Origin of the sequence: Brevibacterium yomogidense (assembly GCF_900163715.1) — a bacterium.
Taxonomy (GTDB): domain Bacteria; phylum Actinomycetota; class Actinomycetes; order Actinomycetales; family Brevibacteriaceae; genus Brevibacterium; species Brevibacterium yomogidense_A.
Window position 1 is genome coordinate 42,600 of record NZ_FWFF01000010.1, and the last position, 25,702, is coordinate 68,301.

Annotated in this window: 22 protein-coding genes; 7 read left to right on the forward strand and 15 right to left on the reverse strand. The window is 69.4% G+C overall.

All coding sequences use genetic code 11. The annotated features are described in order from the left end of the window. The first annotated feature begins 64 nt into the window (after positions 1-64). Positions 65-928, forward strand: a complete 864-nt coding sequence (locus FM105_RS06425; RefSeq protein WP_087006498.1) for a 3-hydroxybutyryl-CoA dehydrogenase — start codon at positions 65-67, stop codon at positions 926-928. A 136-nt stretch (positions 929-1,064) separates the two neighbouring features. On the opposite strand, the gene FM105_RS06430 is transcribed toward FM105_RS06425, so the two are convergent. Then, positions 1,065-2,345, reverse strand: coding sequence for an aminotransferase class I/II-fold pyridoxal phosphate-dependent enzyme (locus tag FM105_RS06430; RefSeq protein WP_087006500.1), 1,281 nt, complete (start codon positions 2,343-2,345; stop codon positions 1,065-1,067). Positions 2,346-2,489: 144 nt separating this feature from the next. Here FM105_RS06430 and FM105_RS06435 point away from each other — a divergent pair, with 144 nt between their 5' ends. Continuing rightward, positions 2,490-3,575 (forward strand): Ldh family oxidoreductase, encoded by a 1,086-nt coding sequence (locus FM105_RS06435; RefSeq protein WP_087006502.1) that lies wholly within the window; start codon positions 2,490-2,492, stop codon positions 3,573-3,575. A gap of 65 nt (positions 3,576-3,640) precedes the next feature. Then, entirely contained in the window at positions 3,641-4,417 is a 777-nt protein-coding gene (locus FM105_RS06440) for a class I SAM-dependent methyltransferase (protein WP_087006504.1), read from the forward strand. A 182-nt stretch (positions 4,418-4,599) separates the two neighbouring features. On the opposite strand, the gene FM105_RS06445 is transcribed toward FM105_RS06440, so the two are convergent. Beyond that, a complete protein-coding gene (locus tag FM105_RS06445) occupies positions 4,600-5,085 on the reverse strand; it encodes an Hsp20/alpha crystallin family protein (RefSeq protein WP_087006506.1) in 486 nt (161 codons plus the stop codon). 275 nt (positions 5,086-5,360) lie between these two features. Here FM105_RS06445 and FM105_RS06450 point away from each other — a divergent pair, with 275 nt between their 5' ends. Further along, entirely contained in the window at positions 5,361-6,293 is a 933-nt protein-coding gene (locus tag FM105_RS06450) for an AEC family transporter (RefSeq protein ID WP_087006507.1), read from the forward strand. A gap of 177 nt (positions 6,294-6,470) precedes the next feature. Here FM105_RS06450 and FM105_RS06455 read toward each other — a convergent pair whose 3' ends face one another. The 6 genes from FM105_RS06455 to FM105_RS06480 all read right to left on the reverse strand — a co-directional run bounded on the left by FM105_RS06455 (position 6,471) and on the right by FM105_RS06480 (position 12,870). Further along, positions 6,471-7,394, reverse strand: coding sequence for a TIGR01777 family oxidoreductase (locus tag FM105_RS06455; protein ID WP_087006509.1), 924 nt, complete (start codon positions 7,392-7,394; stop codon positions 6,471-6,473). After that, complete coding sequence (locus FM105_RS06460) at positions 7,391-8,113, reverse strand: TetR/AcrR family transcriptional regulator (RefSeq protein WP_087006511.1); 723 nt, start codon at positions 8,111-8,113, stop codon at positions 7,391-7,393. The genes FM105_RS06455 and FM105_RS06460 overlap by 4 nt, the downstream gene beginning before the upstream one ends. Before the next feature lie 117 nt (positions 8,114-8,230). Beyond that, positions 8,231-8,692, reverse strand: coding sequence for a transglycosylase family protein (locus FM105_RS06465; RefSeq protein ID WP_306298568.1), 462 nt, complete (start codon positions 8,690-8,692; stop codon positions 8,231-8,233). Between the two features lie 259 nt (positions 8,693-8,951). Further along, entirely contained in the window at positions 8,952-11,330 is a 2,379-nt protein-coding gene (locus FM105_RS06470) for an ATP-binding cassette domain-containing protein (protein WP_087006514.1), read from the reverse strand. Positions 11,331-11,353: 23 nt separating this feature from the next. Continuing rightward, positions 11,354-12,472: a winged helix DNA-binding domain-containing protein gene (locus FM105_RS06475; RefSeq protein ID WP_087006516.1), complete on the reverse strand. Its 1,119-nt coding sequence runs from the start codon at positions 12,470-12,472 to the stop codon at positions 11,354-11,356. Between the two features lie 23 nt (positions 12,473-12,495). Beyond that, entirely contained in the window at positions 12,496-12,870 is a 375-nt protein-coding gene (locus FM105_RS06480; RefSeq protein ID WP_087006517.1) for a hypothetical protein, read from the reverse strand. A gap of 149 nt (positions 12,871-13,019) precedes the next feature. On the opposite strand from FM105_RS06480, the gene FM105_RS06485 reads away from it, so the two are divergent. Then, the gene (locus FM105_RS06485; RefSeq protein WP_087006519.1) at positions 13,020-13,361 is read left to right on the forward strand and encodes an RNA polymerase-binding protein RbpA; all 342 of its coding nucleotides are present in this window, start codon (positions 13,020-13,022) and stop codon (positions 13,359-13,361) included. Between the two features lie 166 nt (positions 13,362-13,527). Here the strand turns inward: FM105_RS06485 and FM105_RS06490 are convergent, their stop codons facing one another. Next, positions 13,528-14,262, reverse strand: coding sequence for a polyprenol monophosphomannose synthase (locus FM105_RS06490; RefSeq protein WP_087006609.1), 735 nt, complete (start codon positions 14,260-14,262; stop codon positions 13,528-13,530). Positions 14,263-14,454: 192 nt separating this feature from the next. Further along, positions 14,455-15,447: a metal-dependent hydrolase gene (locus FM105_RS06495; RefSeq protein ID WP_179207099.1), complete on the reverse strand. Its 993-nt coding sequence runs from the start codon at positions 15,445-15,447 to the stop codon at positions 14,455-14,457. 56 nt (positions 15,448-15,503) lie between these two features. Between FM105_RS06495 and FM105_RS15010 the strand changes: the two genes are divergently transcribed. Together FM105_RS15010 and secA2 are read left to right on the forward strand one after the other, a co-directional pair. After that, positions 15,504-17,210 carry an exonuclease domain-containing protein gene (locus FM105_RS15010; RefSeq protein WP_306298569.1) on the forward strand — a complete coding sequence of 569 codons (1,707 nt, stop codon included), beginning with the start codon at positions 15,504-15,506 and terminating at the stop codon, positions 17,208-17,210. 77 nt (positions 17,211-17,287) lie between these two features. Next, positions 17,288-19,555, forward strand: coding sequence for an accessory Sec system translocase SecA2 (secA2, locus tag FM105_RS06505; protein ID WP_087006520.1), 2,268 nt, complete (start codon positions 17,288-17,290; stop codon positions 19,553-19,555). A gap of 58 nt (positions 19,556-19,613) precedes the next feature. Here the strand turns inward: secA2 and FM105_RS06510 are convergent, their stop codons facing one another. The 5 genes from FM105_RS06510 to FM105_RS06530 all read right to left on the reverse strand — a co-directional run bounded on the left by FM105_RS06510 (position 19,614) and on the right by FM105_RS06530 (position 25,677). Then, the gene (locus FM105_RS06510) at positions 19,614-22,292 is read right to left on the reverse strand and encodes a DEAD/DEAH box helicase (protein ID WP_087006521.1); all 2,679 of its coding nucleotides are present in this window, start codon (positions 22,290-22,292) and stop codon (positions 19,614-19,616) included. An 82-nt stretch (positions 22,293-22,374) separates the two neighbouring features. After that, positions 22,375-23,193, reverse strand: coding sequence for a twin-arginine translocase subunit TatC (gene tatC / locus FM105_RS06515; RefSeq protein ID WP_256970266.1), 819 nt, complete (start codon positions 23,191-23,193; stop codon positions 22,375-22,377). A gap of 23 nt (positions 23,194-23,216) precedes the next feature. Continuing rightward, a complete protein-coding gene (locus FM105_RS06520; protein WP_179207100.1) occupies positions 23,217-23,525 on the reverse strand; it encodes a twin-arginine translocase TatA/TatE family subunit in 309 nt (102 codons plus the stop codon). A gap of 33 nt (positions 23,526-23,558) precedes the next feature. After that, positions 23,559-24,557 (reverse strand): WYL domain-containing protein, encoded by a 999-nt coding sequence (locus tag FM105_RS06525; RefSeq protein WP_101599168.1) that lies wholly within the window; start codon positions 24,555-24,557, stop codon positions 23,559-23,561. Then, a complete protein-coding gene (locus FM105_RS06530) occupies positions 24,550-25,677 on the reverse strand; it encodes a helix-turn-helix transcriptional regulator (protein WP_218777920.1) in 1,128 nt (375 codons plus the stop codon). The genes FM105_RS06525 and FM105_RS06530 overlap by 8 nt, the downstream gene beginning before the upstream one ends. Between the last annotated feature and the right edge of the window lie 25 nt (positions 25,678-25,702).

Below are 25,702 nucleotides of genomic sequence, written 5' to 3' on the forward strand. Positions count from 1 at the left end.
CACCGACGAAGCACCGGGTCCAGACGGCACAGACGGACCCGCAGACGTGAAGAAACGAGGGAATATGGCTATCGAACGCGCCGGAGTCGTGGGCTCCGGACTCATGGGATCCGGCATCGCAGAGGTGCTCGCACGTGCGGGGCTCGACGTCGTCGTCCGCGACATCAGCGAGGAGGCCATCGCCTCGGGCCGCACCAGCATCGAGAAGAGCCTCGAGAAGGGCGTGCAGCGCGGAAAGCTGTCCGCTGAGGACCGGGATGCCGCGCTGGCCCGTCTGCACTTCACCGTCGACATGGCGGACTTCGCGGACCGCCAGCTGGTCATCGAGGCGGCGAGCGAGAACGAAGACGTGAAGAAGGCGATCTTCGCAGAGCTCGACACCGTGGTGACGGCGAAGGACGCGATCCTCGCATCGAACACGTCCTCGATGCCGATCATCCGCTTCGCACAGGCCACCGGCCGACCGGACCGCGTGCTGGGGATCCACTTCTTCAACCCGGCACCCGTCCAGCCGCTGGTCGAACTCGTCGTCTCCGAGCTCACTGATCCGGCAGTCGTCGACGCGATGGACTCCTTCGCGACCGATGTGCTGGGCAAGGTGACGATCCGTGCGTCGGATCGCCCCGGGTTCGTCGTCAATGCACTGCTGATCCCCTTCCTGTTCTCCGCGATCCGCATGGTCGAAGCAGGTCATGCGACGAAGGAGGACGTCGACCTCGGCATGGTGAACGGGTGTGCGCACCCGATGGGCCCGATCGCACTGGCCGACAGGGTGGGACTGGACACCTGCCTGTTCGTCGGGCAGAGCATCTACGAGGAGACGGGCGACCCGGCGGCGAAGCCGCCGGTGCTCCTGTCGCGCATGGTCGATGCGGGACTGCTCGGTGTGAAGACCGGACGCGGCTTCTACGACTACAGCGCGACGTGACGAACCCGCGGTGATGAGTCCGCACTGACGGTTCCTCCGACGCGCTGAGAGCGCGCTGGAGAGCCGCCGGTGCCATGGCATGACGAAGGGTCCGGACCGATCGGTCCGGACCCTTCGTCATGCGCTCCCCGTGCGCTCAGCTGCGGGGTGCCGCGACCGCTTCATAGGCGGCGACGCGCACGCAGGCGGCGACGACCTCGGCCGCGGCCTCGACCTCTTCGAGAGGAGGCATGGTCGGCGCGATCCGGATGACTGCATCATCCGGATCCACGCCGTGGGGATGCGTGGCTCCCGCGGGCGTCAGCTTGACCCCGGCCTCGCCGGCCAGCTTCACCACGTGGGAGGCGGTGCCCGGCGGCACCGCGAGCGTGATGAAGTACCCGCCGGACGGCTTCGTCCACGCGGCCAGGTCCTCCGGACCCAGTTCGCGGGAGAAGATCTCGTCCACCGCGGCGAACTTGGGGTTGAGCAGCTCCGCGTGCTTCCGCATGTGGCTGCGGACGCCCTCCGGGGAGCCGAAGAAGCGGGCGTGCCGGAGCTGGTTGATCTTGTCCGGGCCGATCGCCCCGGCCGCGGTGTGGCGCGCGAACCAGTCGACGATGGTGGGGGACCCGCCGACGAACGCGACGCCGGCACCGGCGTGCGTGATCTTGGACGTCGAGGCGAACACGAGAGGTCGATCCGGGTTGCCGGCCTCTGCTGCGATGCCCAGGACATCGATCGGCTCCGGGTGCGGCTCGCGCAGGTGGTGGAGCGCGTACGCGTTGTCCCAGAACACGGTGAAATCGCCTGCTGCGGCCTGCAGGGTCATCAGCTCACGGGTGCGGCGCTCCGAGATGGAGACGCCGATCGGGTTGGAGTGGACCGGTACGACCCAGATGCCCTTGACAGTCGGATCGTCCGCGACGAGCGACGCGACCTGGTCCATGTCGGGGCCCTCCGCATCGGTGGCGATCGGCACGAGTTCGAAGCCCAGGGCCTCCGCCAGGCCGAAGTGTCGGTCGTATCCCGGCACGGGGCACAGCATCCTCACGGGGGTCCCCGCCCAGGGGCCCGCCGAATCGGGTCGCCCGTGGAGCATCGCGAAGGCGAGCGCATCACGCATGAGGGTGAGAGACGAATTGCCCTGTGCGAGCAGCTGGTCGGCGGGCACTGAGAGGAGGGGCGAGAAGATCTCGCGCAGTTCCGGGAGTCCGTGCAGGCCGCCGTAGTTGCGGGTGTCCGTCCCGTCCGCCGACGCGGCGTCGGCACCCGTGACAGCAGTGAGGAGGCCGTCGGCGAGATCCAGCTGAGCCGCCGACGGCTTGCCCCGCGTGATGTCCAGGCTGAGTCCACGCGCGGCGAACCGCTCGTAGTCCGCCGTGGCGTTCTCGAGGCGCGACGCGATCTCTTGTGGGGTGAGCGAACTGAGCGACATGCGCGGGTCCCTTTCGAATCGGGGGAGTGCAGGAGGACCGGTACGCCCCAATCCTAGTCGTCTGCCGCCTGGTCGGGAGGAGACCTCGCTCGTGCCGGAGAGACGCTTGTGTTGCTGCCTCGCCGTTTGTGTAGTCTCGCTCACATGAGACGATTCGACCCCGCTTCCGTACGTGCCCAGATCGATTCGACCCTCCGAGGGTTCGGCGCTGATGACCACACGCGCACCGTGTGCACGGACGTCATGTACGACACGGACCTCATGGGAGTCGACTCCCACGGGATCTCCATGCTTCCGTACTACGCCTCGGAGATCGCGAAGGGTCACATCGATCCGACCGCGGAGCCCGAGGTCGCGCACTCGTTCGGTGCGGTCGTCCGCGTCGACGGGAAGAGGGGTTTCGGCCACACCGGCGCGCACCTCGCCATGACCAGCGCGATCGAGGCTGCGGAATCGTTCGGCGTGGGCATCGGTGTCGTGGGGCAGACGAACCACTACGGCGCCGCGGGCTACTACGCGCGCATGGCGGCCGAGGCCGGACTCATGGGCATCTCACTGTGCTCGACTGCGAACGCACTGCAGGTGCCGCACCGTGCCAAGGGCGCGCTCATGGGCACGAACCCGATCGCGTTCGCCGCGCCCGTCCCGGGGGAGGAGCCCGTCCTGGTCGACATGTCGACGACGACGGTTCCCCTCAACAAGGTCAAGCTCTACGGACTCCGCGGCGAGGACCTCCCGGAGGAGTGGGCCGTCGACGGTGACGGCGCGCCCATCCATGATGCGCAGGAGATCTATTCCCGCCTGGAGTACGGCAAGGACGGGGGAGTGGGGCTCCTGCCGCTGGGCGGTCAGGGGTTCTTCACCGGTGGGCACAAGGGCTCCGCACTCGCGACGATGGTCCAGATCCTCTCCGCGGCGCTTCCGGGCGCAGGACAGCCGGGGAACGTCGACGGGTACCAGGACATCGGCTACTTCTTCCTCGCCATCGATCCTGCTGCCTTCGGCGCTCCGACGGATGCGGGGGAGTACGTGCGCGAACTGCGAGACACCATCCGTGGGATGGAACCGCTCGATGCCGCAGAGCCGGTGCAGGCGACGGGGGACCGCGACTTCCTCACACGGGCAGAGCGGCTGGAGAACGGAGTGCCGCTCGCCGAGGCGCTGGTCGATCAGCTGCGTGCACTGAGCACCGAGTTGGACAGCGACTTCGCCCTCGTCGAGAGCGTGTGAACTCGCAGTCGTCATCCGCCTCACCGCCGGACAGCGGCTCCTGGGGGAGTACCGGACAGCGAGCCGTGCGTCCCGCCGTGGTGCACTCGACCCGCGAGGCGGTGGGCACGCGGTTCGGGGAGTCTGCAGCGGTCTACGATCGGGTGCGGCCCCGGTATCCGGACGCCGTGTACGACTGGCTGGCGGAGGAGACCACCGCGCCTGGACGCTGTGCGGACGTGGGCGCCGGAACGGGCATCTTCGGAGCCGGACTGCGTGCTCGCGGATGGTCGGTGGTCGGCATCGATCCGGATCCGGAGCTGCTCGCTCTGCACCCGGAGCCGGCCCATACCGGGACCGCGGAGTCGCTTCCGCTGGACGACGGCTCCGTCGACCTGGTGGCGGTCGCGCAGGCATGGCACTGGATGGACCCGGTCGCGGCGGCCTCGGAGTTCCAACGCGTGCTCACAACGACCGGGGCTGTGGCGATCGTTCTGAACCAGCTCGATGTGCGCGTCGATTGGGTCCTCAGGCTGGCTCGCATCATGCATGCGGGCGACGTCTATCGACCGGCGTGGAGTCCGGAGCTCGTCGGGTTCACTGATCCACTCGCAGCGGAGTTCGCGTTCACCACCCGCGTGAGCACGGAGGACGTGGTCGAGCTGGCGGCGACGCGCTCGTACTGGCTGCGCAGCGGACCCACGGTCCGCGCGCGCGTGGAGGCGAACATCCGCTCGTTCCTCGCAGGGGAGGGACGCGGGCTCGCAGCCGAATCGGGCGGCCTCGTCACGGCAGCGGGGGAGCCGGACACGTTCGAGCTGCCCTACCTGTGCCTCGCATACGTGGCGCACCGAAGCGTCTGAGCGGACCAGCCCGGCGCCACATCGGACCTGCGCCGGGTCACGTCAGGACCGGGGGAGCACACACGACGGCGGACGGACGCATGATGCGTCCGTCCGCCGTGTCGCCCGGAGGCAGTGTGTCTGAGTCGCTGTGTGTCTGGCCCGAGCGTCTATATGTCTGAGCGGCTGTGTGCCCGTGCGGCTCAGAGTTCCGGCGCGGAGTCGCCGGAGGCTGACGGGGTGATCGGTGGCTGCTCCGAGGAGACGACCGTGTTCGAGCGCGCGCTGTCCGCGTGCGCCACGGAGATCTTCCGCGGCTTCGCATCGTCGGCGACCGGGATCGTCAGCGAGAGGACGCCGTCGGCGTACTCCGCGGAGATCTGGTCGACCGCCACGCGGTTGCCCAGCGTGAGCTGGCGGGCGAACGTCCCCGTCGGACGCTCGCGGGTGAGCCACTTGACCTCCGGCTCCGGATCGAGCGTGGTGCGCTCGGCACGGACGGTGAGCGTGCGGTCCTCGACGTCCACATCGATGCTGGACGGGTCGACGCCGGGCATGTCGATGCGGGCCACGAACATCTCTCCGTCGCGGAAGAGGTCCATCGGCAGGCCGACCGCGTTGGGTGTCCTGGTGACCTCGGAGAAGAAGCGGTCGATGTCGCGAATGGGGTTGAAAGTGGATCCGGCCATGAGGGTGGTCCTTTCATTCGGCGTGTCGTGCGCGGAGCTGATCGCTGGCGACCAGCGGTCAGCAGTCCGTGCATGATGGCTCGTGCTCGAAGGCTCGCTGCAGTGAGTCCGACACGCTTGAATCTAGTCGCTTTCGGGCATCCCTGGAAGTCGGGTGGACAGCCGCCTCATGACGCCGCGCCGTCGTGATAGGACGGGGAGGGGCACGAGGCCCGACCAGGTCTGCGCGTGCAGGTGACAGGGTCTGCGCATGCAGGTGACAGAGGGGGAGCGGCATGTCGGTGGGGGCGATCGCGGCGGCGCTGGTCCCGATCGCGGCGCTGCTCGCACTGGGAGCGGTGCTGCGTCGGCTGCGAGGCTTCTCCAGCCCCGACTTCTGGTCGGGAGCGGAGCGTCTCGCGTACTTCGTCCTGCTGCCGATGCTCCTGTTCACGAGCATCGCGACCGTCGACCTCGGGGGAGTTCCGGTGGGGCGAGTGGCGGTGGCCGTCGTCGTTCCCACGCTGCTCGTCACGGGAATCCTCTTCGCACTCAACAGGGTGGTCGCCCCGACAGCCGCTGCATTCACATCTGTGCTGCAGGGATCGGTCCGCTTCAATACGTATGTCGGAGTATCCCTCGCGGTGAGTCTGGCTCCGGGGGAGGGTGCCGCACTCGCGGGGATCGTGGGTGCGGTGCTCGTGCCGCTGGTGAATGTGATCGCGACGCTGGGCTTCGAGGTGTTCCTCGTCGACAAGAGCTCATTGCTCTCACTGGTGGGCAAGGTCGTGCTGAATCCGCTGGTGCTCGCATGCGTCCTGGGTGCCGCGGTGGGCACGCTGCCGTTCGACATGCCCGAGGTCGTCATCGGAGTCCTGGATCCGCTCGCGGCCGCCGCACTGCCGGTCGGCCTGCTCTGCGTCGGTGCCGGACTGCGGAGGATCGAGCTGCGGACGCACGCGGTGGGGCTCGTCGTGGCGTCGTCGATGAAGCTGCTCGTGCTTCCGGCACTGACGCTGGGTGGACTCATCCTGGTCGGGGTGAGCGGGCCGGTGGCGCTCGTCGCGCTGATCTTCCAGTCGATCGGAACGGCGAGCACGTCGTACGTGCTCGCACGGCAGCTGGGCGGCGATTCGTCGCTCATGGCTGCGCTCATCGCGTTCCAGACGGTGGCGTCCTTCGTGACGCTGCCATTCGTCCTGCTCGTCGGTTCTGCGGTGCTCGTGTGACGCGCGATCCTGAGCGAGTGTGCCCACGGGGGGGTGGGCGCAGCTCTGCCGGCTCTTGCCCGTGGGAGAGCGCTTCCACGGATCAACTTAACATAATGTAGATTATCGGCGCACCGTGGATGCGTGGATCCGGGCTCACCTCCCACCTCGTGTCGAGGTGCTCAGGACTGCGCAGCCCTATCCCAGCTGTACGGGAACCAGCCCGCGGCGAGTCTCCTCGGCGATCTGCGCAAGCGCGTCGTCGAGTTCAGGGTGCGTGAACGCGAATCCGCTCTGTGTGAGCCTGCGCGGCTCCACCCAGCGGCTCTTGAGGACGAGTTCGGCCTCCGTGCGGATGATCCGGGCGCCTGCTTCGAGTGACCAGGCCGGCAGTCGCACACCCTTGCGGGATCCGATGCGTCCGCCCAGGTGGCGTCGCACGCTGCACATGAACTCCTCGTTCGTGACGGCATGCGGAGATGCGAGGTTGATCGGCCCACGCAGATCGCGGTCCGCGATGATGTGCTGCACCGCCCGATAGACGTCTTCTATGTGGATCCACGACAGCATCTGGCCACTATCGCCCTGGCGGCCGCCGAATCCCATGCGCGCCAGATTGATGTTCGGGTTCATCGCTCCCCCTGCGCCCAGGACGATCGACATGCGCAGCGCGACCTTCCGTACCTGAACCGGGGCATCCCAGAGCTCGTGCTCCCACGCCCGGGCGACTGCGACGGAGAACCCGCTGCTCAGCTCACCCGTGTCCTCGTCCTGCGGCCGATCCCGCGCGTCGCGATAGATCGTCTCGGTGCTCGCATTGATCCACAGGGGCGGGCTCGAGCACTGTGCGAGTGCCCTGCCCAGAGCGTGAGTGGTCTCCGTCCGCGAACGGAGGATGTCATCCGCGGTCCGCTTGGTGTACCGGCAGCTCACCGACCGGCCCGCGAGGTTGATGAGGGCGTCGGCGCCTTCGAGCACCCCGCCGAGGTCCCCGCCCCACCGCGCGTCGGCTTCGGATCCCCGCCCGATCGTCCGAACCCGCGCGCCGTCCTCCTCGAAGCGCCGCACCAGGCGACTCCCGATGAATCCGCTCGCACCGGCGAGTACGACGGTCTGCGTCATTCCTGGCCCTCTCTGAGTGCACCGGCCGTGCGCACGCGGTCCATGAGGTCGATGGCATCGGCGGCAAGGCTGCGACCGATCGGAATGCGCGCCAGGGACACCATCCTGCCGACGAGCGGAGCGGCGCCGTCGATGAGCAGGGCGGTGCGCCGAGTGTCAGGGCTCGAATCGAGCACCCAGAAGAGTGTGACGCCCATATAGGCGAGCCAGAGCAGTTCGGGAAGCCTCTCCCCTGGGCGCCCGCCGGGTACGCGTGCGGACGCATCGACGACCTCGCGCATGAGAGCCACAGCGTCTGTGCGCGGTGAGCGCGAGGCGGCTGAGAACGGGCTGGTCTCCGAGTCCATGCGGAGTGCCGTGCCGAGCAGTGTGGATCCGAACGAATGATAGGGCGCCATGACCTCGACGCCGATGGTCAGGGCGCGTCGGAGATTGTCCGCGAGTGAACCGCCGGCGATGAGTGCGGACTGTGTGCGCACCCGATGCTCGATCACGACGCGCCGGTACAGCTCGTGCACGAAGGCGTCCTTGCCGGCGAAGTGGTAGTACGCGTTGCCGGTCGTTACCCCGGCCTCCCGGGCGATCCCGCGCATCGTCGTCGCGTCGTACCCGTGTGCGCGGAACATCCGCAGGGCGGTATCCGCGAGCAGTTCTCGTGTCCGCTCCGCCTTCGTCCCGGTGGAACCGTGCGGTGCTGCTGCATCGCCGTGCGCGCTCATGGCCTCAGCTTGCTCCCGAAGTGAACGTGTTCAAAAATCCAGGAAGGCCGCGCACACAGATCGTGGCCGCGGGGAGACTTCCCCGCGGCCACGTATCCAGTCTCACTGCGGTGCTGCTCAGGCGCCGCCGAGCTGCGGCTTGTCCGAGCCGCCGTCGGAGTCGCCGCCCTCATCGGAGCGTCCTTCGTCCGAGTCATCGGATCCCGAGCCGTCATCCGCCAGCCCGTTCTCCACGGTGAGTCCTGCTTCCTGGCTGCACACCGGCCATGCGCCCGGTCCCTGCTCCTTGAGGGTCTCCTGCGCGACGTCGATCTGCTCGGCCTTGCTAACCTCGTGCGGCATGCCCTCACCGCCGAACGCCTCCCATGTCTGCAGGGAGAACTGCAGGCCTCCGTAGTAGCCGTTCCCGGTGTTGATGCTCCAGTCCCCGCCGGACTCGCACTCCGCGACGCGGTCCCACACGGATCCGGAGTCCGCCTGTGCGGGGCTGGCCGCTCCGACGAAGCCGACGGCTGCGACCGCTCCGGCGCCGCCGAGCAGTGCGATCTTGCGGAGGCTGTTCGTCATGGTGGTCTTCACGGTGTCGTTCTCCTTCGGAGCGCAGAGCGGGGTGCTCCCCCGCCGGTGCGCGCCTCGGTGTCGTCCGACGTCGTGCGTGAGCACGGCGTGCATGTCAGTGCCCGGTTCGTTACCGGGCCGTTACACGGTAGCGAACAGTCGGGCGCTCATGACAGCCAGAACCACGGATCAGCGGTGCGCATTCACTCAGAGTCGCCTCAGCGTTACCTGACCGTGATGTGATTGCCCGCACACACGTGGGCGCGCACGCCGCCGGGCGTCACTCCGACACGTACGCGGCGAGGTGCTCGCCGGTCAGAGTCCTCTCCCCTGCCCGCGCCCGGGCGATGAGAGCCGCCGGAGTCCCCTCGAACACGACGCGTCCACCGTCGTGGCCGGGCCCGGGGCCCATGTCGATCAGCCAGTCTGCATGGGCCATGACCGCCTGGTGGTGCTCGATGACGATCACCGTCTTCCCCGAGTCGACGAGTCGATCGAGCATGGCCAGCATCGCCTCGACATCCTGGAGGTGCAGTCCCGTCGTCGGCTCGTCGAGCACGTAGACCTCACCGTCGCCGGCCATCCGCACGGCGAGCTTCAGCCGCTGGCGCTCTCCGCCGGATAGTGTTGTGAGCGGTTGACCGATCGTCACGTACCCGAGCCCCACATCGACGAGACGGCTGAGGATCCTGGCTGCGGCCGGCACCTTCGCGTCGCCCTCGGAGAAGAATGTGTGGGCCTCGGCGGCCGACATGAGGAGGACCTCGGCGATGGACCTCTCCCCCAGCCGGTATTCGAGCACCTCGTCCTGGAACCTGCGGCCCTGGCAGACCTCGCAGGTGACGGCCACTCCTGCCATCGTCGGGATGTCGGAGTAGATGACCCCCGCGCCCTTGCAGGTCGGGCACGCGCCCTCGGAATTGGGGCTGAAGAGCGCGGGCTTGACCCCGTTGGCCTTCGCGAACGCCTTGCGGATGGGTTCGAGCAGACCCGTGTACGTCGCGGGGTTGCTGCGCCGCGATCCTCGGATCGCCGTCTGGTCGACGACGACCACCCCGTCACGGCCGGTGAGGGAACCGTGGATGAGCGAGCTCTTCCCCGAACCGGCGACCCCGGTCACGACCGTGAGCACACCGGCCGGGACGTCGACATCGACGTCGTCCAGGTTGTTCAGGTCCGCGCCGCGGATCTCCCACGCGCCCGAGGCCGTCCGCACCTCGTCCTTGAGCCGCACCCGGTCGTGGAGGTGCCGACCGGTGGGCGTGTCCGCACCGGCCAGCTCCGTGACCGTGCCCTCGTACACGATCTTGCCTCCCTGGGTCCCCGGACCCGGGCCGAGGTCGACGACGTGGTCGGCGATCGCGATCGTCTCCGGCTTGTGCTCGACGACGAGCACCGTGTTGCCCTTGTCCCGCAGCTGCAGGAGGAGGTCGTTCATCCGGGAGATGTCGTGGGGGTGCAGGCCCGTCGTGGGCTCGTCGAACACGTACGTCACGTCGGTGAGCGGCGACCCCAGCTGGCGGACCATCTTGATCCGCTGCGCCTCGCCGCCGGACAGCGAGCCGGACGCGCGCTCGAGGGACAGATATCCCAATCCCAGGCGCACCAGGGAGTCGAGCAGCTCCGCGAGGCCCGTGAGCAGCGGGGCGACCGACGGCTCCTCGAGCCCGCGGACCCACTCCGCGAGATCCGCGATCTCCAGAGCGCAGGCATCGGCGATCGAGAGTCCCGCGATGTGCGAGGAGCGGGTCGCCGTACTGAGCCTGGTCCCGTCGCACGCCGGGCAGGCCACATAGGTGAAGGCACGATCGACGAACTCCCTGATGTGGGGCTGCATCGATTCCCGGTCCTTGGTCAGCATCGACTTCCGGATCCGAGGGACCAGACCCTCGTACGTCGAGTTGATGCCCCGGAACTTCATCTTCGTCGGCTCCTTCCAGAGGAAGTCGCTCATCTGCTGCGCATCGAACTCCCGGATCGGCCGGTCCGCGGGCATGAGCCCGGACTCCGAGTAGTACTTCACCATCCAGCCCCCGGCTTTGTAGCCGGGCACGGTGATCGCCCCGTCGTCCAGGGAGAGGGACTCGTCGAACAGTTGGGTGAGATCGACGTCATGGACGGTGCCGGTCCCCTCGCAGCGGGAGCACATCCCCCCGACGACGGCGAACTCCCGACGCTCCCTCTTGGTGGAGCCGTCCGCCTGCTCGAAGGTCACGGCTCCTGCGCCGGAGACCGATGCGACGTTGAAGGAGTACGCCTGCGGCCCGCCGATGTGCGGCGTCGCGATCCGGGAGAAGAGGACACGCAGCATCGCGTTCGCATCTGTCGCGGTGCCGACCGTGGACCGCGGGTTCGATCCCATCCGCTCCTGATCGACGATGATCGCAGTCGTGAGGCCCTCGAGGACATCGACGTCCGGGCGGCCCAGTGAGGGCATGAAGCCCTGGACGAACGCGGGATAGGTCTCGTTGATCAGCCTCTGCGACTCTGCGGCGATCGTCCCGAAGACGAGCGAGCTCTTCCCTGAACCCGACACGCCTGTGAAGACCGTGAGCCGTCGCTTCGGGATGCTGAGGCTCACGTCGCGCAGATTGTTCTCGCGTGCGCCGTGCACGCGGATGTGATGGTGGGAATCCGCGGCTGCGGTCGGTTTGATCACGGGTGGTCTCCTCCGGGATGGCTTCAGGGCGCAGTGTAGGGGAATGCTGCGAAGAGGCGCTCGAAGCGCGTGCGCTGGGCATCGCTGACGGACGTGAGCGGCGTCAGCGACAGACTCCTGCGCCCGGCCGAGCCCTTCCTCGTCCATGTGCCGACCACCCGACCGCGGCGGATCGCGGCCCGCTTGAACACCCCGTTGTTGCCGGGCACCAGGACGGCGTGATCCGCGGCACCCATCAGCACGAGCCGGTCAGGGTATCCCAGCACCAGTTCGTCGAAGCCCGGCAGCAGGAGTTCGCGCATCGCGTCCTTCTCCCTGGCCCAGTACTCATCCATGAGCCCCGGTCGCCAGTACGCGGTCTCCTCATCGCCCGGGATGGGTCCGGACTCCACCGAATCCTCGATGAGCGGCAGTGCTGAGCGGATCGTGCGCAGCGGCAGCTTCGTCCACCACGCGAAGTCGCGCAGGGTGGCGGGTCCGTGTGACCGGATGTACCGCCGCAGCAGCTCTGCCGTCGCAGCGACACGATCACCGTCGAACCGTTCGCTCAGCGTTGAGCCCGCCGGCAGCCAGCGTGCGGCGTCGACGACTGCCGTGTCGTCGCCCGACCACGGCCCGTAGGCCGCGATGCCCGTCGAGATCAGTTGGACGAGCAGGTGGTACCCGCGGCCGCCGGTGGGGTCGATGCCCGCGGACCGCCACGCCTCGAAGACCTCTGCCCGCGGCACTCCGCTCCCCTGCCCCGGCTCGGAGCGGTCGTGGGCGAGGCCGATGAGGACATCGGCGGCCCGTGAGACGTGGGACTCGTCGAGGCCCAGCTGCGGGCGCCGCCGCGCCGCCGCGCGGATGGGACCGTCGGCGCACAGCTGGGTCATCCAGGCGAGGTCCTCCGCGGCCACGGCGAAGACCGTGCCGCGCATGGGGTAGCCGCGGACGATCCGTCCTGTCGTGAAGGCATCGAGGACGGGGCCGACGGCACCGGATGTGCGCAGGGCGAGGGAGGCCACGACGCCGGGGAGGTCCTGCCCCTGATGGGCGCCGAACGCACTCACGGCCTCGTGGACGGATGTCCAGGAGGCCGTGGTGCGGGCAGAGAGTCCCTGCGTAGTGATGCGCAGTCCCACGAGCGTGCGAGCGTCCATGGGACGGTGGTGTGCGGCGCGGATCAGCCGCGCAGCAGCTTGCGCGCGCGGCGCGCTCCGACGACGACGGTCGATCGGGCGGTGTCGAACGCGCGGTCCGTGCGCTCGCCGCGCGACGGCACCCGGTCGGACACCTCGTCGAGCGCGCGTGTGAGACGCTCCTCTGTCCAGTCGACGGCTCCACCGGGAGCGGCGGCCCGGGTGGCGCCCTCACGGGCGTAGCGGGCGGCGTTCCCCGCGTAGTGCTTCGCCGTGCGGGTGGCGTCCACGGCCGTGCGGGACGCCGTGCCCGCACCGCGGGCGAGGGTGTCGGCAGCGCGGCGGAGCCGCCTGCCCGTGGTCCATTCGACGGATTCGTAGACGTCGTCGGGTTCGATGGGCTCGCGCATGCTGGTCATACGCCCATGATCCCCCTGTCGGGACGGGAATGTCCAGGGAGGGTAGACTGTTGTGTTCGGTGCAGACAATTGTCAGTGGACGAGTCAGACGACGGAATCAGACGACCGAGTCGGACGACGCAGAGTAGACGCGGAGAAGTGAGAGTCATATGAGCGAACGCAGCCTGCGAGGGACACAGCTGGGATCCCGGAGCCTCGAATCGGAAGCGGGCGTCGAGCCGGCGCCGCGCCAGCTCATCGAGTACCGCTGCGAGGACGGGCACAGGTTCAGCGTGCCCTTCTCCGTCGAGGCGGACATCCCCTCGCAGTGGGACTCCGGCACGCACGGCGTGGGTCTGCGGGTCGACGGAGGGGCCCCGGAGGAATCGGATGCGAAGCCCGTGCGCACGCACTGGGACATGCTGCTCGAGCGGCGCTCCTTCGAAGAGCTCCAGGTGCTCCTGGACGAGCGGCTCGCCTACCGCCGCGGGGACCTTCCCGCCGCGAACTGAGCTCTCGGCTCAGACGACAGCTCAGACGATCTGAGACACGGCCTCTTCAGTGAGGCGACGAGGCCCGCACGATGTGCGGGCCTCGTGTCGTCTCCCGTTCTGGGCCTTCTCCGAGGCTCTGGGCCTTCTCTGACTCCAGCGCGCCTCTGCACTGGGTGGCCGCCTCTCAGCGGCCGACGAGGCCGCGCAGCTGGCGACCGCGCCGCTGGACTCCCCAGCGGGCCACCCGGACGAGCGCCTCATTGATGATGTCGCCGTCCATCTTCGACTCGCCGAGCTCACGTTCGACGAAGGTGACAGGGACCTCTGCGATGCGCAGCCCTGCATCCTTCACACGGCGCGTCATGTCGATCTGGAAGCAGTAGCCGGTCGACTCCACGTCCTCGAGGTCGAGGGTCTCGAGCGTCTCGCGGCGGAACGCGCGGAAGCCCGCGGTCGCGTCGTTGACGCCCAGTCCGATGAGCACGTTCGCGTAGAGGTTCGCGCCCCGTGACAGCAGGTGGCGGTTGCGCGGCCAGTTCACGACCGCGCCGCCGGGCACCCAGCGGGATCCGATCGCCAGGTCCGCTCCGTCGTGCACCGCCGCGAGCAGCTGTGGCAGGTCGCGTGCCCTGTGGGAACCATCGGCGTCCATCTCGCAGATGATCTCCCAGTCCCGGGCGAGAGCCCACCGGAAGCCGGCGAGGTAGGCCCCGCCCAGCCCGCTCTTGACGGAGTTGTGCAGGACGTTCACACGGGCGTCGGATTCCGCGTGACGGTCCGCCCACTCCCCCGTGCCATCGGGTGAGCCGTCGTCGACCACCAGGACGTGTGCGTCGGGAGCCCACTGTGCGAGGGCTGCGAGCGTCCGCGGGAGGGACTCGATCTCGTTGTATGTGGGGATCACGACCAATGTCTTCATCGGTGCCACTCTAGCGGAGCATCGAGGCGGTCGGGATCCATCCGTCCAGGGAAGGAAACGGTCCGGCGGCAGGGCCTTCGGGCCGCAGGCGCTGAGCACCTGCGTTGTCTAATGGCCCGCCGCCGGACCTCGCCCCTGCAGGGCGACTGTGAGCAATCTACCGAGCGGTAATCGCTGTCGCAACCGGCACTGTCACGGCGTCTGCGTCGGTGCAGGACAGACCGCGTGTCGCTGTCCGCGCACCCAGACATCGCGGACGACCGGCAGGGGTGAGGAGCCGGAGAGGTCCGGAAGTCCGGGGGTGCCGGAGCGCGGATCGGTGCTCCACGCCGCAAGGCGGTCGTCTGCCACCTGGACGATCAGCTCGCCCACCTTCCAGCGCACTGCGGTCGCCTCCGCGCCGGGCGCGAGCACCCCGCCCTCGAAGCTCCCGGTCGCCCGGAAACCGAAGCGGGTGGCGGCGTTGAACGCGGCGCGGGCGGAGATGCCGGCGGTGCCGCTGTAGACGGCCGTCGCGAGGGTCTGCCACGGAGAAGCGGGATCGAGCACGAAGCTCACCTGTGCTCCGGCCGCCAGGAGCGGGGCCAGCGGTTGGTCGTGCTCCTGCGGGTCGAGCGTGATGCCGACGCCCGTCGCGGCGAGCCGGTCCACGGCGTCCCCCGGGATCGGGCAGGTCACCAGGAGCCGCCAGAGGGAGCGCTGGGCCCGGGTGCGGACCTCGGCGTCGTCGAGCGCGTCGAGGACCGCTGTGAGGTCGGACTCGTCCTCCACCACGATGTAGAGAGGCCGGTCGACCGTGAGGGCGCCTGCGAGGTCGCGGGCCGCGACGCTGGTCGCTCCGGTGTCCGCGCCCGCCGGGTAGGCGGTGACCGCGAGGGCGTCCGGGGCCGCATCGCGGAAGGCGGCCACGGCGTCCGCGGAGCCGAGCACGTGGACCGCGGTGATGCCCGCCTCCACGAGTGCGCCGGGCGCGGGGTCGTCGCCCGTCAGGAGCAGTCCCGCATGGACGAAGCCGGGGGCGACGAGGTCGCCCGCGAGGTCGGTGTGGTCACCCTCCGTCGCAGCGGCCGCCTCGTCCTCGCCGACCCAGGACACGGTCGGACCTGCGAAGGAGATGGCGGTGGCGAACGGATCGACGCTGGAGTACACGTCGCCGCTGTGGAGGATCGTCGGCATATCGGTCATCCTCCGATTCTCCCACGTCCGGTTCCGTGTCCGAGGCACCCGGTAGGGTGGCGCTCGTGACACCACCACTGCTCGTGCTCGACACTCCGGCCCTCTACTACCGGTCGTTCCACGGCCTGCCGGACACCATCCGGTCGCCCCATGGCCGGCCCGTCAACGCTGCGAAGGGCCTGCTCGACACGATCAGCCAACTGGTCACCCGCTGGGGCTCCCGAAGGATCATCGCGGTCATGGACGCGGACTGGCGCCCTGACTTCCGCACCGCGCTCCTGCCCGAGTACAAGGCGCATCGGATCACCGACCCCGCCCGCGGCACGGAGACGCCTCCGGACCTGGAGGCGCAGCTCCCGGTCATCTTCGATGCGCTCGATGCCTTCGGCATCCCCATCGCCGAGGTCCCGGGCACCGAAGCGGACGACGTCATCGCCTCGATCGTCGCCCAGGGCGGTGACGAGGACATCGTCGTCGTCTCGTCCGATCGGGATCTCATCGCACTGCTGGAGCCGGGCCGCAGGGTGTGCGTGCACCGCCCGCGGACGGGCGGACGCTGGGAGACGATGGCGCTCGCAGACCTGCCGGCCGCCTACGGGGTTGCGGACGGGACCGCGTACCGCGCCCTCGCCGCACTGCGGGGCGACCCGTCGGACGGCATCCCCGGCGTCCCCGGGATCGGTGAGAAGACGGCGGCGAAGCTCGTGGCGGGCTACGGCGGCCTGGACGCGATCGTCGCCGCAGCGCAGCGCGGGGACAAGGAGCACGGCCTCTCCCCCCGGCGACGGGAGAACATCCTCGCGCACGCGGACAGCGTCCGTGCGGGCGAGCAGGTGATGGAGGGGCTCACGGACCTGGCGGTGTCCGACTTCGTCGCCGCGGCCGGAGGCGAGCCGGACACGGCGCGCATCGCCGAACTGGGCGGTCAGTGGGGCCTCGAGCGCACCATCGCCCGGCTGCTGGCCGCACTCACCGGCGACGACGTCGAGGTGCGGACGACAGAACGGGTACGGGAGACGACGGAGCACGTCGACGAGCAGGGCGGACGCCCCGCTCCGAACGGGCTGCCCACCGGCTGGGCGGCGGATTTCTGCGCGTTCGATCTCGAGACGACGGGGGTGGACCCGCACAGCGGCCGGATCGTGTCCGCCGCTCTTGTGCCCTTCGTCGGCGGTGACGAGGGCCCCGCCCGCACGTGGCTCGTCGATCCCGGTGTGGAGATCCCCGAGGCCGCCCAGCGCGTCCACGGGATCTCGACCGAGCGCGCGCGTGCCGACGGCGAGCCGACCGCCGTCGCACTGCCGCAGATCATGGACGCCGTGCGCGCCCTGTCCGCGTCCGGCACGACGCTTGTCGGGCACAACATCGTCTACGACCTCACCGTGCTGGCCGCGGAGGCGGTGCGGGCGGGCATCCTCCCCTCCCCCGATGCCCTGCTCACGGATCTCCCGCCCGTACTCGACACGCTGGTCGTCGATCGGCAGGTGGACACGTACCGCCGGGGCCCGCGCACGCTGGGAGCACTCGCACAGCACTACGGCGTGTCTCTCGAGGACGCGCACGACGCACTCGCGGACGCGCGGGCGGCAGGTCTCATCGCCCTCGCCCTCGCCCGCTCCTCCCCCGCACTGGCGGGAACGCCCGCCGCCGCACTCCACGACCAGCAGACGGTGTGGAAGCGGGAGCAGGCCGCTTCGCTGCAGGAGTTCCTGCGTCGCAAGCGACCCACGGCGGTGGTCAGCGGGGACTGGCCGCTGGAACGCCTAGACTGACTCGGGTCCGACCCCGGGTGGACCCGGCGGCCCCACACGCTATCGACCACACGCTATCGACGAGGTGCACACGACGAATGGGACTCTTCTCGCGACTGCTCAACCGGCCTGGAGCACAGGCCGACAAGCGGATCGGCTGGTTCGACCGCGCACAGGACTCCGTCGCACAGCGGCACGAGGAGTACGCCGATTCGACGGATGAGCAGCTCACCGAAGCCGCGGCTGCGGTGTTCGAGACGGGCACCCGCGAGGAGCAGCTCGTCCGCTTCGTCGCGCTGGCGCGCGAAGCCGCGGAGAGGACGCTGGACGAGCGTCCGTACGACACGCAGCTGCGCGGACTGGTCGGACTGCTGGACGGGAACGTCGTGCAGATGCTCACCGGTGAGGGCAAGACCCTCGTCGGTGCGCTGGCGGCCGCCGGCTACGCACTCCAGGGCCGCCGCGTCCACGTCGTGAGCGTCAACGACTACCTCGCCGTCCGCGACCGCGGCTGGATGGCACCGGTCTTCGACCTGCTGGGCGTCTCCGTGTCCGCCGTGTCCGGCTCGATGTCCGACGAGGAGCGCCGCGAGGCCTACCGTGCGGAGGTCGTGTACGGCTCCGTCTCGGAGATCGGCTTCGATGTCCTCCGCGACCGATTCCGGCTGCCCGGCGAAGAGGTCCGCGTCGAATCCCGCGACGTCGTGATCGTCGATGAGGCGGACTCGGTCCTCATCGACGAGGCCCGCGTGCCCCTGGTCCTCGCGGGCTCGACGCAGAAGGAGGACGCCGACCAGCGGGTGGCCCGGCTGGTGGCGCGCCTGGACCCGGACGAGCACATCGAGGTGACCGAGGACCGCAGAGCGGTCTCGCTGACGCCCGCAGGCATCGACGAGGTCGAGGACTCACTCGGCGTCGAGCTGTACGGCCAGGACGCGGCGACCCTCGCGGCGGTGAACCTGGCCCTCTACGCACGCATGCTCGTCCATCGCGATGTCGACTACCTCGTGGTCGACGGCGCCATCAAGCTCATCGATGCCTCGCGCGGACGCATCGCCCACCTGCAGCGCTGGCCGGACGGGCTCCAGGCGGCCGTCGAGGCGAAGGAGAAGCTCGAGACATCGACCAGCGGCGAGATCCTCGATCAGATGACGGTCGAAGAGCTCATCCACTCCTACACCCGCGTGTGCGGGATGACCGGCACGGCGCTGGCGGTGGGCGACGACCTCCGCGAGTTCTACGACCTGGAGATCGTGCCCGTCGACCCCCACGAACCGGTCATCCGCATCGATGAGGCGGACCGGCTCTTCACCTTCCAGGAGTCGAAGGAGCGGGCGATCGTCGAGGAGGTGGCGGAAGCCCACGCCTCCGACCGCCCGGTGCTCGTCGGCACGCGCTCCGTCGCAGAGAGCGAATCGCTCGCCGAACGGCTCCGCGAGCGGGGAATCGACTGCGAGGTGCTGAACGCGAAGGACGACACCCGCGAGGCGCAGATCATCGCCCGCGCCGGTGAAGCCGGCGCCGTGACCGTGTCCACGCAGATGGCCGGCCGCGGCACGGACATCAGACTGGGCGGCGAGGACGTCGCGGAGGCCGGCGGACTGCTGGTGATCGGCGCCGGGCGCTACGAGTCATCCCGCCTGGACGATCAGCTGCGCGGCCGCGCCGGCCGCCAGGGCGATCCGGGCAGCTCCGTCTTCTTCACGAGCCTCGAGGACGAGCTCATGAGCCGCGTGCCGGAAGCGCAGCGGTTCGTGGAGGAGGGGGACGAGACGGGTCTCATCACCTCGAAGCGCGCGGCACTGCTCGTCGAGCACGCACAGCGCATGGCGGAGGGCGAGAACACCGCGGTCCACCGCGACACCTGGCGCTTCAACGACCTCATGGCGAAGCAGCGTGAACTGGTCCTCACCCGTCGTGACGAGGTGCGCGACGAGCTGCGGGGCCCCGCCGAGGTCCGCGACCTGCTGGGCGAGGACCGGGTCTCCCAGATCGAGGACGAGCAGTCCGCCGACGTGCTCGACACCGCCATCCGCGATGTCCTCCTCTTCGCCGTCGACGAACGCTGGGTCGATCACCTCGCGTTCCTCAACGACCTCCGCGAGGGCATCCACCTGCGCACACTGGCGCGTGAGAAGCCCCATGAAGCGTTCAATGAGGAGTCGATCGGCGCGTTCGCGAGCTTCTGGGACGACGTGCTGACCCGCTCGCACGAGGTGCTCGCGGACGCGGACTTCACGGGCGAGGGCGTGGATCTGCCGGCCCACGGCCTCAAGCGGCCCTCATCGACCTGGACCTATCTGACGACGGAGAACGTCTTCGGCTCTGACCTCGAGACGGTCGTGAAGACGCTGCGGAAGCCCTGACCCGGGGCTCCTCCGGACACAGGCGTCGGTGCGCCGGACAGTGGCTCCGCCGTGCCGGTCAGTCCGCGACGACGCCGCGACGGATCGACTCCGCTGCCCTGCGGACCCGCACGGCGGTCGCAGGCTCGGAGACGTCGGCGATCTGCCCGAGGATGTCGAGCGTCTGCTTCGCCCACCGGACGAAGTCCCCGGCCGCGATCCCGGATCCCTTGAGGGTGTTCGCCAGGGAGGCGCCCTCCGTCCAGTTGTAGACGAGCCGTCCGATCCCGAAATCGGGTTCGGGGGTGTCGCTCAGCCGTGCGGAGCGCTCGAGCTCCGTCACCGTCCGCCAGAGGCCGTGCACGTCCAGGACGGCGGCGTCGAGTGACGCCGTCGGCATGCGGGGGACGCCGAAGGTCTCGGTCTGCCGAGCGGAGTAGACCAGTCCGGACGCCAGGGAGGCGATCTCCGGTTCGCTGAGCGAGTCGAAGACGCCGCCCCGCACGGCGAGTGCGGTGACGAGGTCCCGCTCACCGTAGATGCGGCGGAGGATCCGGCTGTCGGGCAGGAACCCGACGGATGTCAGCACGTCGCAGACGCGGTCGAACACCATCGCGATCGACGTGGTGCGGCCCTCGATCTTCGCGCGCAGAGACGCCGATTCCGCCTCGAGCTTCTCCGCCCGTTCGGCCCATCGTGCGTGGTTCTCGCGGTCCGGGCAGGAATGGCACGGGTGCGTGCGGATCTCGTCGCGCAGCTGTTCGATGCGAGCCGCGTCAGGAGACTGCGGACGGTCCTTCTTCCCGGACTCCAGCGCCTCCGCCATCGCGGTCGTCGGGTCCTTCACGCGGCCGTCCGCCAGCGCATCGACGAGTACCTCGCCCAGTCGCCTGCGCTGCTCGACGACACGATGGTTGAACTTCTTGGGGAACTTCACGCGCCCCAGCTTCACCGCGGGCTCCGTGACCTCATGCGGACGCAGGTGCCAGACACGGCCCTCCTCCGTGAGCACGCTGGGCAGGCGCGTGTCCGCGTCCCGGCGCTGCATCGGCGCGATGACGACGCAGGCGCCCAGAGACCGCTTGGACGGCAGCGTGATGGCATCGCCCACCCGCAGCAGGCCCAGCGACTCCATGACCTCCCGCTGGCGGAACTTGGAGCGCGTGCGCCGCTGCCGCTTCTCCTCGACCGATACCGCACGGCGCAGCTGCGCGTACTCGGCGAAGTCACCGCGATCGCACGCCATGGAGCTGCGGTAGCCCGCGACCGCCTCCTCATTGCGACGCAGCTTCTTCGCGAGGCCCACGACACCGGTGTCGGCCTGGAACTGCGCGAACGACGTCTCCAGCACGCTGCCGGCGGAGTCCCGGTCCATGCGCGCGAGCAGATTCGCCGCCATGTTGTAGGTGGGGACGAACTGGCTGCGCAGCGCGTACGTGCGCTTCGAGGCGAGTGCGCCGATGTCCGCGACGTCGACGCCCGGCTGCCAGACGACGAGCGCGTGGCCCTCGGTGTCGATGCCCCGGCGACCGGCCCGCCCCGTCAGCTGGGTGTACTCCCCCGGCGTGATCTGCACGTGCGCCTCGCCGTTGAACTTCACGAGCTTCTCGAGCACGACGGTGCGGGCCGGCATGTTAATGCCCAGTGCGAGCGTCTCCGTCGCGAAGATCGCCCGCAGATGGCCCGCCGCGAAGAGGTCCTCGACCAGTTCCTTGAACTGCGGGATCATGCCGGCGTGATGGGCTGCGAAGCCGTGGAGGAGCCCGGTGGAGAAGGTGCCGAATCCGAGCACGCCGAGGTCCTCCCGCGGCATCTGCTCGACGAGCTCATCGAGCCGTGCCTCGATCGCGCGCTTGTCCGCGGCATCCGTGAGGTCCACGCCCCGCGTGAGCAGCTGCTCCACGGCCTCATCGCACCCGTTGCGGGAGAAGATGAAGAAGATCGCCGGGAGCAGAGAGCCCTCGCGCAGTCGGTTGAGGATGTCGATGCGCGAGGCGCGGGGCGCACGGGCCTGACGGCGCGGCGGACCGCCCCGCCCGCGGCGGTTCCCCTGTCCCCTGCCGTGGGACTTCTCGTGCTGGCGGATCGCACGGACCAGATCGGGTTCCAGCTCGGTTCCCGAACCCGCGCGGAAGAGGCGGTGGATGCGTCCGTCGACCATCATGTGGTTGTGGAGCGGGACGGGTCTGTGCTCGGTCACCACGACGTCCAGGCGGCCGCGGACCTCCCGCAGCCACGCACCGAACTCGTCCGCGTTGGACACGGTCGCGGACAGTCCGACGATGCGGACGTGGGCGGGGAGGTGGATGATGACCTCTTCCCACACGGGTCCGCGGAAGCGGTCGGCCAGGTAGTGGACCTCGTCGAGGACGACGAAGCCCAGGTCCGTGAGTGCTTCGCCCGAGTACAGCATGTTCCGCAGCACCTCGGTCGTCATGACGACGATCGGCGCATCGCGGTTGATCGAGGTGTCACCGGTGAGCAGCCCGACGTTCTCAGGACCGTAGTCGCGCGAGAACTCCGTGAACTTCTGATTGCTGAGCGCCTTGATGGGCGACGTGTAGAAGACGCGCACGCCACGATGCCGGGCGAGGGCCACCGCGAACTGGGCGACCACGGTCTTGCCCGCGCCGGTGGGTGCGGCGACGAGGACGGAGCGATCCTCCTCAAGGTCCTGGCAGGCAGTGCGCTGGAATCGGTCGAGGGGGAATCCCAGACCGGCTTCGAACGCGGTGAGGGGGTCGTGCTCTGCGCTCATCGTCACGCTCCTCTCATCGTGCGGCGGCAGCCGCTGCTGACGTGTCGTCGTCCGTGCGTGTGCATCCGGTGCATCATTCGCGTCAGTCCTCAGCCGGATCCTCCCACAAACCCTCTGCGATGAGGCGCTTCTTCCGCCGTCTGTCGCCCAGGAGACAGATGAGCCAGGCGATGAAGAACAGCGCGAGCATCGGGATGACGAGGAAGAACATGGAGATCGCGTCCGGCGCGGGCGTCGCGATCGCGGCGAACACGAACACGATGAGGACCACGATGCGCCACGACTTCCGGATCCGGTCGGCGCTCAAGATCCCCAGCATGTTGAGCCCGACCATGAGGACCGGCAGGACGAACGCGATCCCGAACACCACGATGATGATCATGACGAACGTGAGGTAGTCCTGCGCGGGGATGATGTTGCTGGCCCCTGCCGGGGTGAAGGATGTGAGGGCACGGACCGCGTTCGGCATCGCGAAGAACGCGAGGCAGGCGCCTGCGAGGAAGAGCGGGATCGAGGCGGCCACGAAGCCCAGCGTGTACCGCTTCTCCGTCTTGGTGAGGCCGGGGACGATGAAGGCCCACAGCTGCTGGATCCACACCGGCGACGACAGGATGAAGCCGATGAAGAGCGACACCTTGATCTTCATGTCGAAGGGCGACGCGATCCCCGCATAGTTGAGCTCTGCGATGCGGTCGTCCTGCGCGGCGATCTCATCGACCGGTGACTGCAGGATCGCGAGCACCGGATCGTAGAGGAACCAGCCGAGCACCGACGTGAGGACCAGCGCGACACCGCAGATGATCGCGCGATTGCGGAACTCCACGAGGTGCTCCGACAGCGGCATCCGCTTGTCGGGGTTCTTCTTCGAGCGCTTCCAGCCCGCCCTGTCCTCTGCCTCCACCGTCGTCGTCGGGTCCGGAGGACTCAGGAGTCGCGGCGCTGGTCGTCTTCGGGCAGCGCCTGCTCGTCGCGGCTGGGCGTCTGCGCAGAGCTCTGCCCGGTCACGTCATCGACGGACGGGGCCGACGAGGTGCTCGTGACCTCTCTGCGCTCTCCGCCTTCGGCGTCCTTCTCGCCCTTCTCACCCTTGTCGCCGCGGAGGTCGTCCACCTCGGACTTGAAGACCTTGAGGGACTTGCCGACGTTCTTCGCGATCATGGGCAGCTTGGGTGCGCCGAAGATCAGGAGGATGACGATGACGAGGATGAGAATATGGATGGGCTCAGGGCGCATTCCGGCTCCTAGGGGTCGATGCTCCAGGACATTCTAGTCCTCGGGTGTTCGTCGCGCGTACAGGGAGAGGGCCTCGTGGGTCACATCCGCGGCGCGACGCACGACCTCCGGCGGATCGGCGGCCAGCACTCCCGCGCCGTGGGCGCTCAGCAGCCGCACCGCCCAGTCGCGACCCACGTGCGGAAGATCGAGCGAGACGGTGCCCGCACCGTGCTCATCGTCGCGGCGGGTGCCGCCTACGGCGGGGACGTCGATCTCGTCCGCGAGCCACGCGGACTCCGGCCGCAGGGCGACGGAGACTCCCGAGGGCGACGCTGAGGTCGGCCCCGCCGCCGCATTCGCCGCGGAATGGGACGCGGGGGCGTCCGGGGCCTCGGCGGTGGAGGGGGTGGTCTTGGCGTCCCGTGCAGGTGCCGCCGCACGGATCCGGTCGACCGCGAACGAGCGGTCGCCGCCGGAGGTGAGGCAGTGGGCGTCCAGATACCAGACGCGGCCCAGCCGCAGCCGCAGCGGACGGATGGTGCGCTCCGTGAGCTCGTCGCGTGCGGGGACGTAGTAGCGGATGTCGAGCGTGGTCCCCTCGCGCAGCGCCGCACGCACGGTGTCCGCGAGCTCACCCGGCAGCCTGGGCGGGGAGATGTCGAGCATGCCGCCGGAGCCCTCCCCCGAGGCCCCCTGCAGCTTCTGCCGCACGGACCGGATCGTCGTGGGGTCGGCCTCGTGGGCGGACTCGAGGTAGTCGAGCGCCAGCAGGAGCCCGCCGACCTCGTGGGGGCTCAGTCGGACGGGGACGGAGACCTCGTCGGCATTGCCGACGTACACGCGGCCGCCCTCCCATTCCGCCTCGATGAGATCGTCGGGCATGTGCCCGGGACGCCCCGTCACGAACAGCAGCTCCAGGTCATCGACGATCTGCTCCGCGTCCACGTCGAAGTGCGCGGCGACGTCTGCGAGGTCCGTCCCCGGCCTGCGCGTCAGGTACGGGACGAGGCCCAGCAGTCGTGACAGGCGGTCGTGCGCGCGTTCAGCCACCGTGACCTCCCAGGGAGTCGTCGAGGGCCTCGTCGAGCGCATCGGCGGTGCGCGTGAGGCATGCGATGTGGCGCTGCGCGAGCTCGTCGGGGGCGAGCACGAGGACCGACGGTGAGTACTCGAGCAGCCGTTCGGCGAATGCGGACTGGTCATCCGTGCGCAGACCGAGCACGTCCCATCCGGTGGGGATCGTGGGAGCCTCCGCGGGGACGGTGGGGACCGCTTCGTGAGCGGACTCCCGCAGCGGCACCGCGCGTTCCGGTGCCACCGCGAGCACGACGTCGACGGGCTCGCGCCGTGCATGGTCGTGCGGGCCACCCGCCCCGTCCAGCGTCGTCTGCGCCGCCGCGTCGAACCCGTCCGGGACGTCGTAGTCACCGTCCCTGCGGCCGGGAGCCGAGCGGATGCGGCCCTGGATGCGTGTGAGGCGGAAGGTGCGCACGGCGTCCCGATCGACATCGCGGCCGACCACGTACGACCGGTCGCCGCGCGTGAGCAGCGCATACGGTTCGAGCGTGCGCCGCGAGGTCTGCGCCCCGGGCCGCCGGTAGTCGAAGGCGACGGCGCGCCGTGCCTCGACTGCTCGCAGGAGACCGGCGAAGACAGTGCCCACGATGTGCGCGGGGACGGTGGCGAGAGGGGCGTCGGCCATCGGAGCCACGGAGTCCGGTCCCGATGCAGATGCTGGTACGGCGGCCGGTGCGGCGGCCGGATCACCGTCGGATCCGTCCCCCGCGTCGGATCCGTCCCTCGCGTCGAAGCCCTCCCCCAGCCCGCGCAGCTTGTTCAGCGCCGCCCGGGCGTCGGATTCGAGCGCCGTGTCGGCCAGGAGCGACTGCGTGACGGACACGACGGCCGCCTCTGCCGGGGTGAAGTCGATCTGGGTGAGTGCGTAGCCCGCGTCGTCGATGCGGTATCCGTAGCCCGTGCCGTCTGTGAACGGGTCGTCCCACGAGGTCGTGGAGATCGCGATCCCCATGGCTTCGAGTGCCGCCTTGTCGCGGGAGAACTGCCGATCGAACGCAGCCTCGTCGAGATCCGCGTAGTCGGCGATGCTGCGTCGCAGATCGTCCCTGTCGGTCCACCCGCGGGCGGCGCGCAGGGCGATGAGCAGGTTCATCAGCCGCTCAGTCTGACGTCGCACT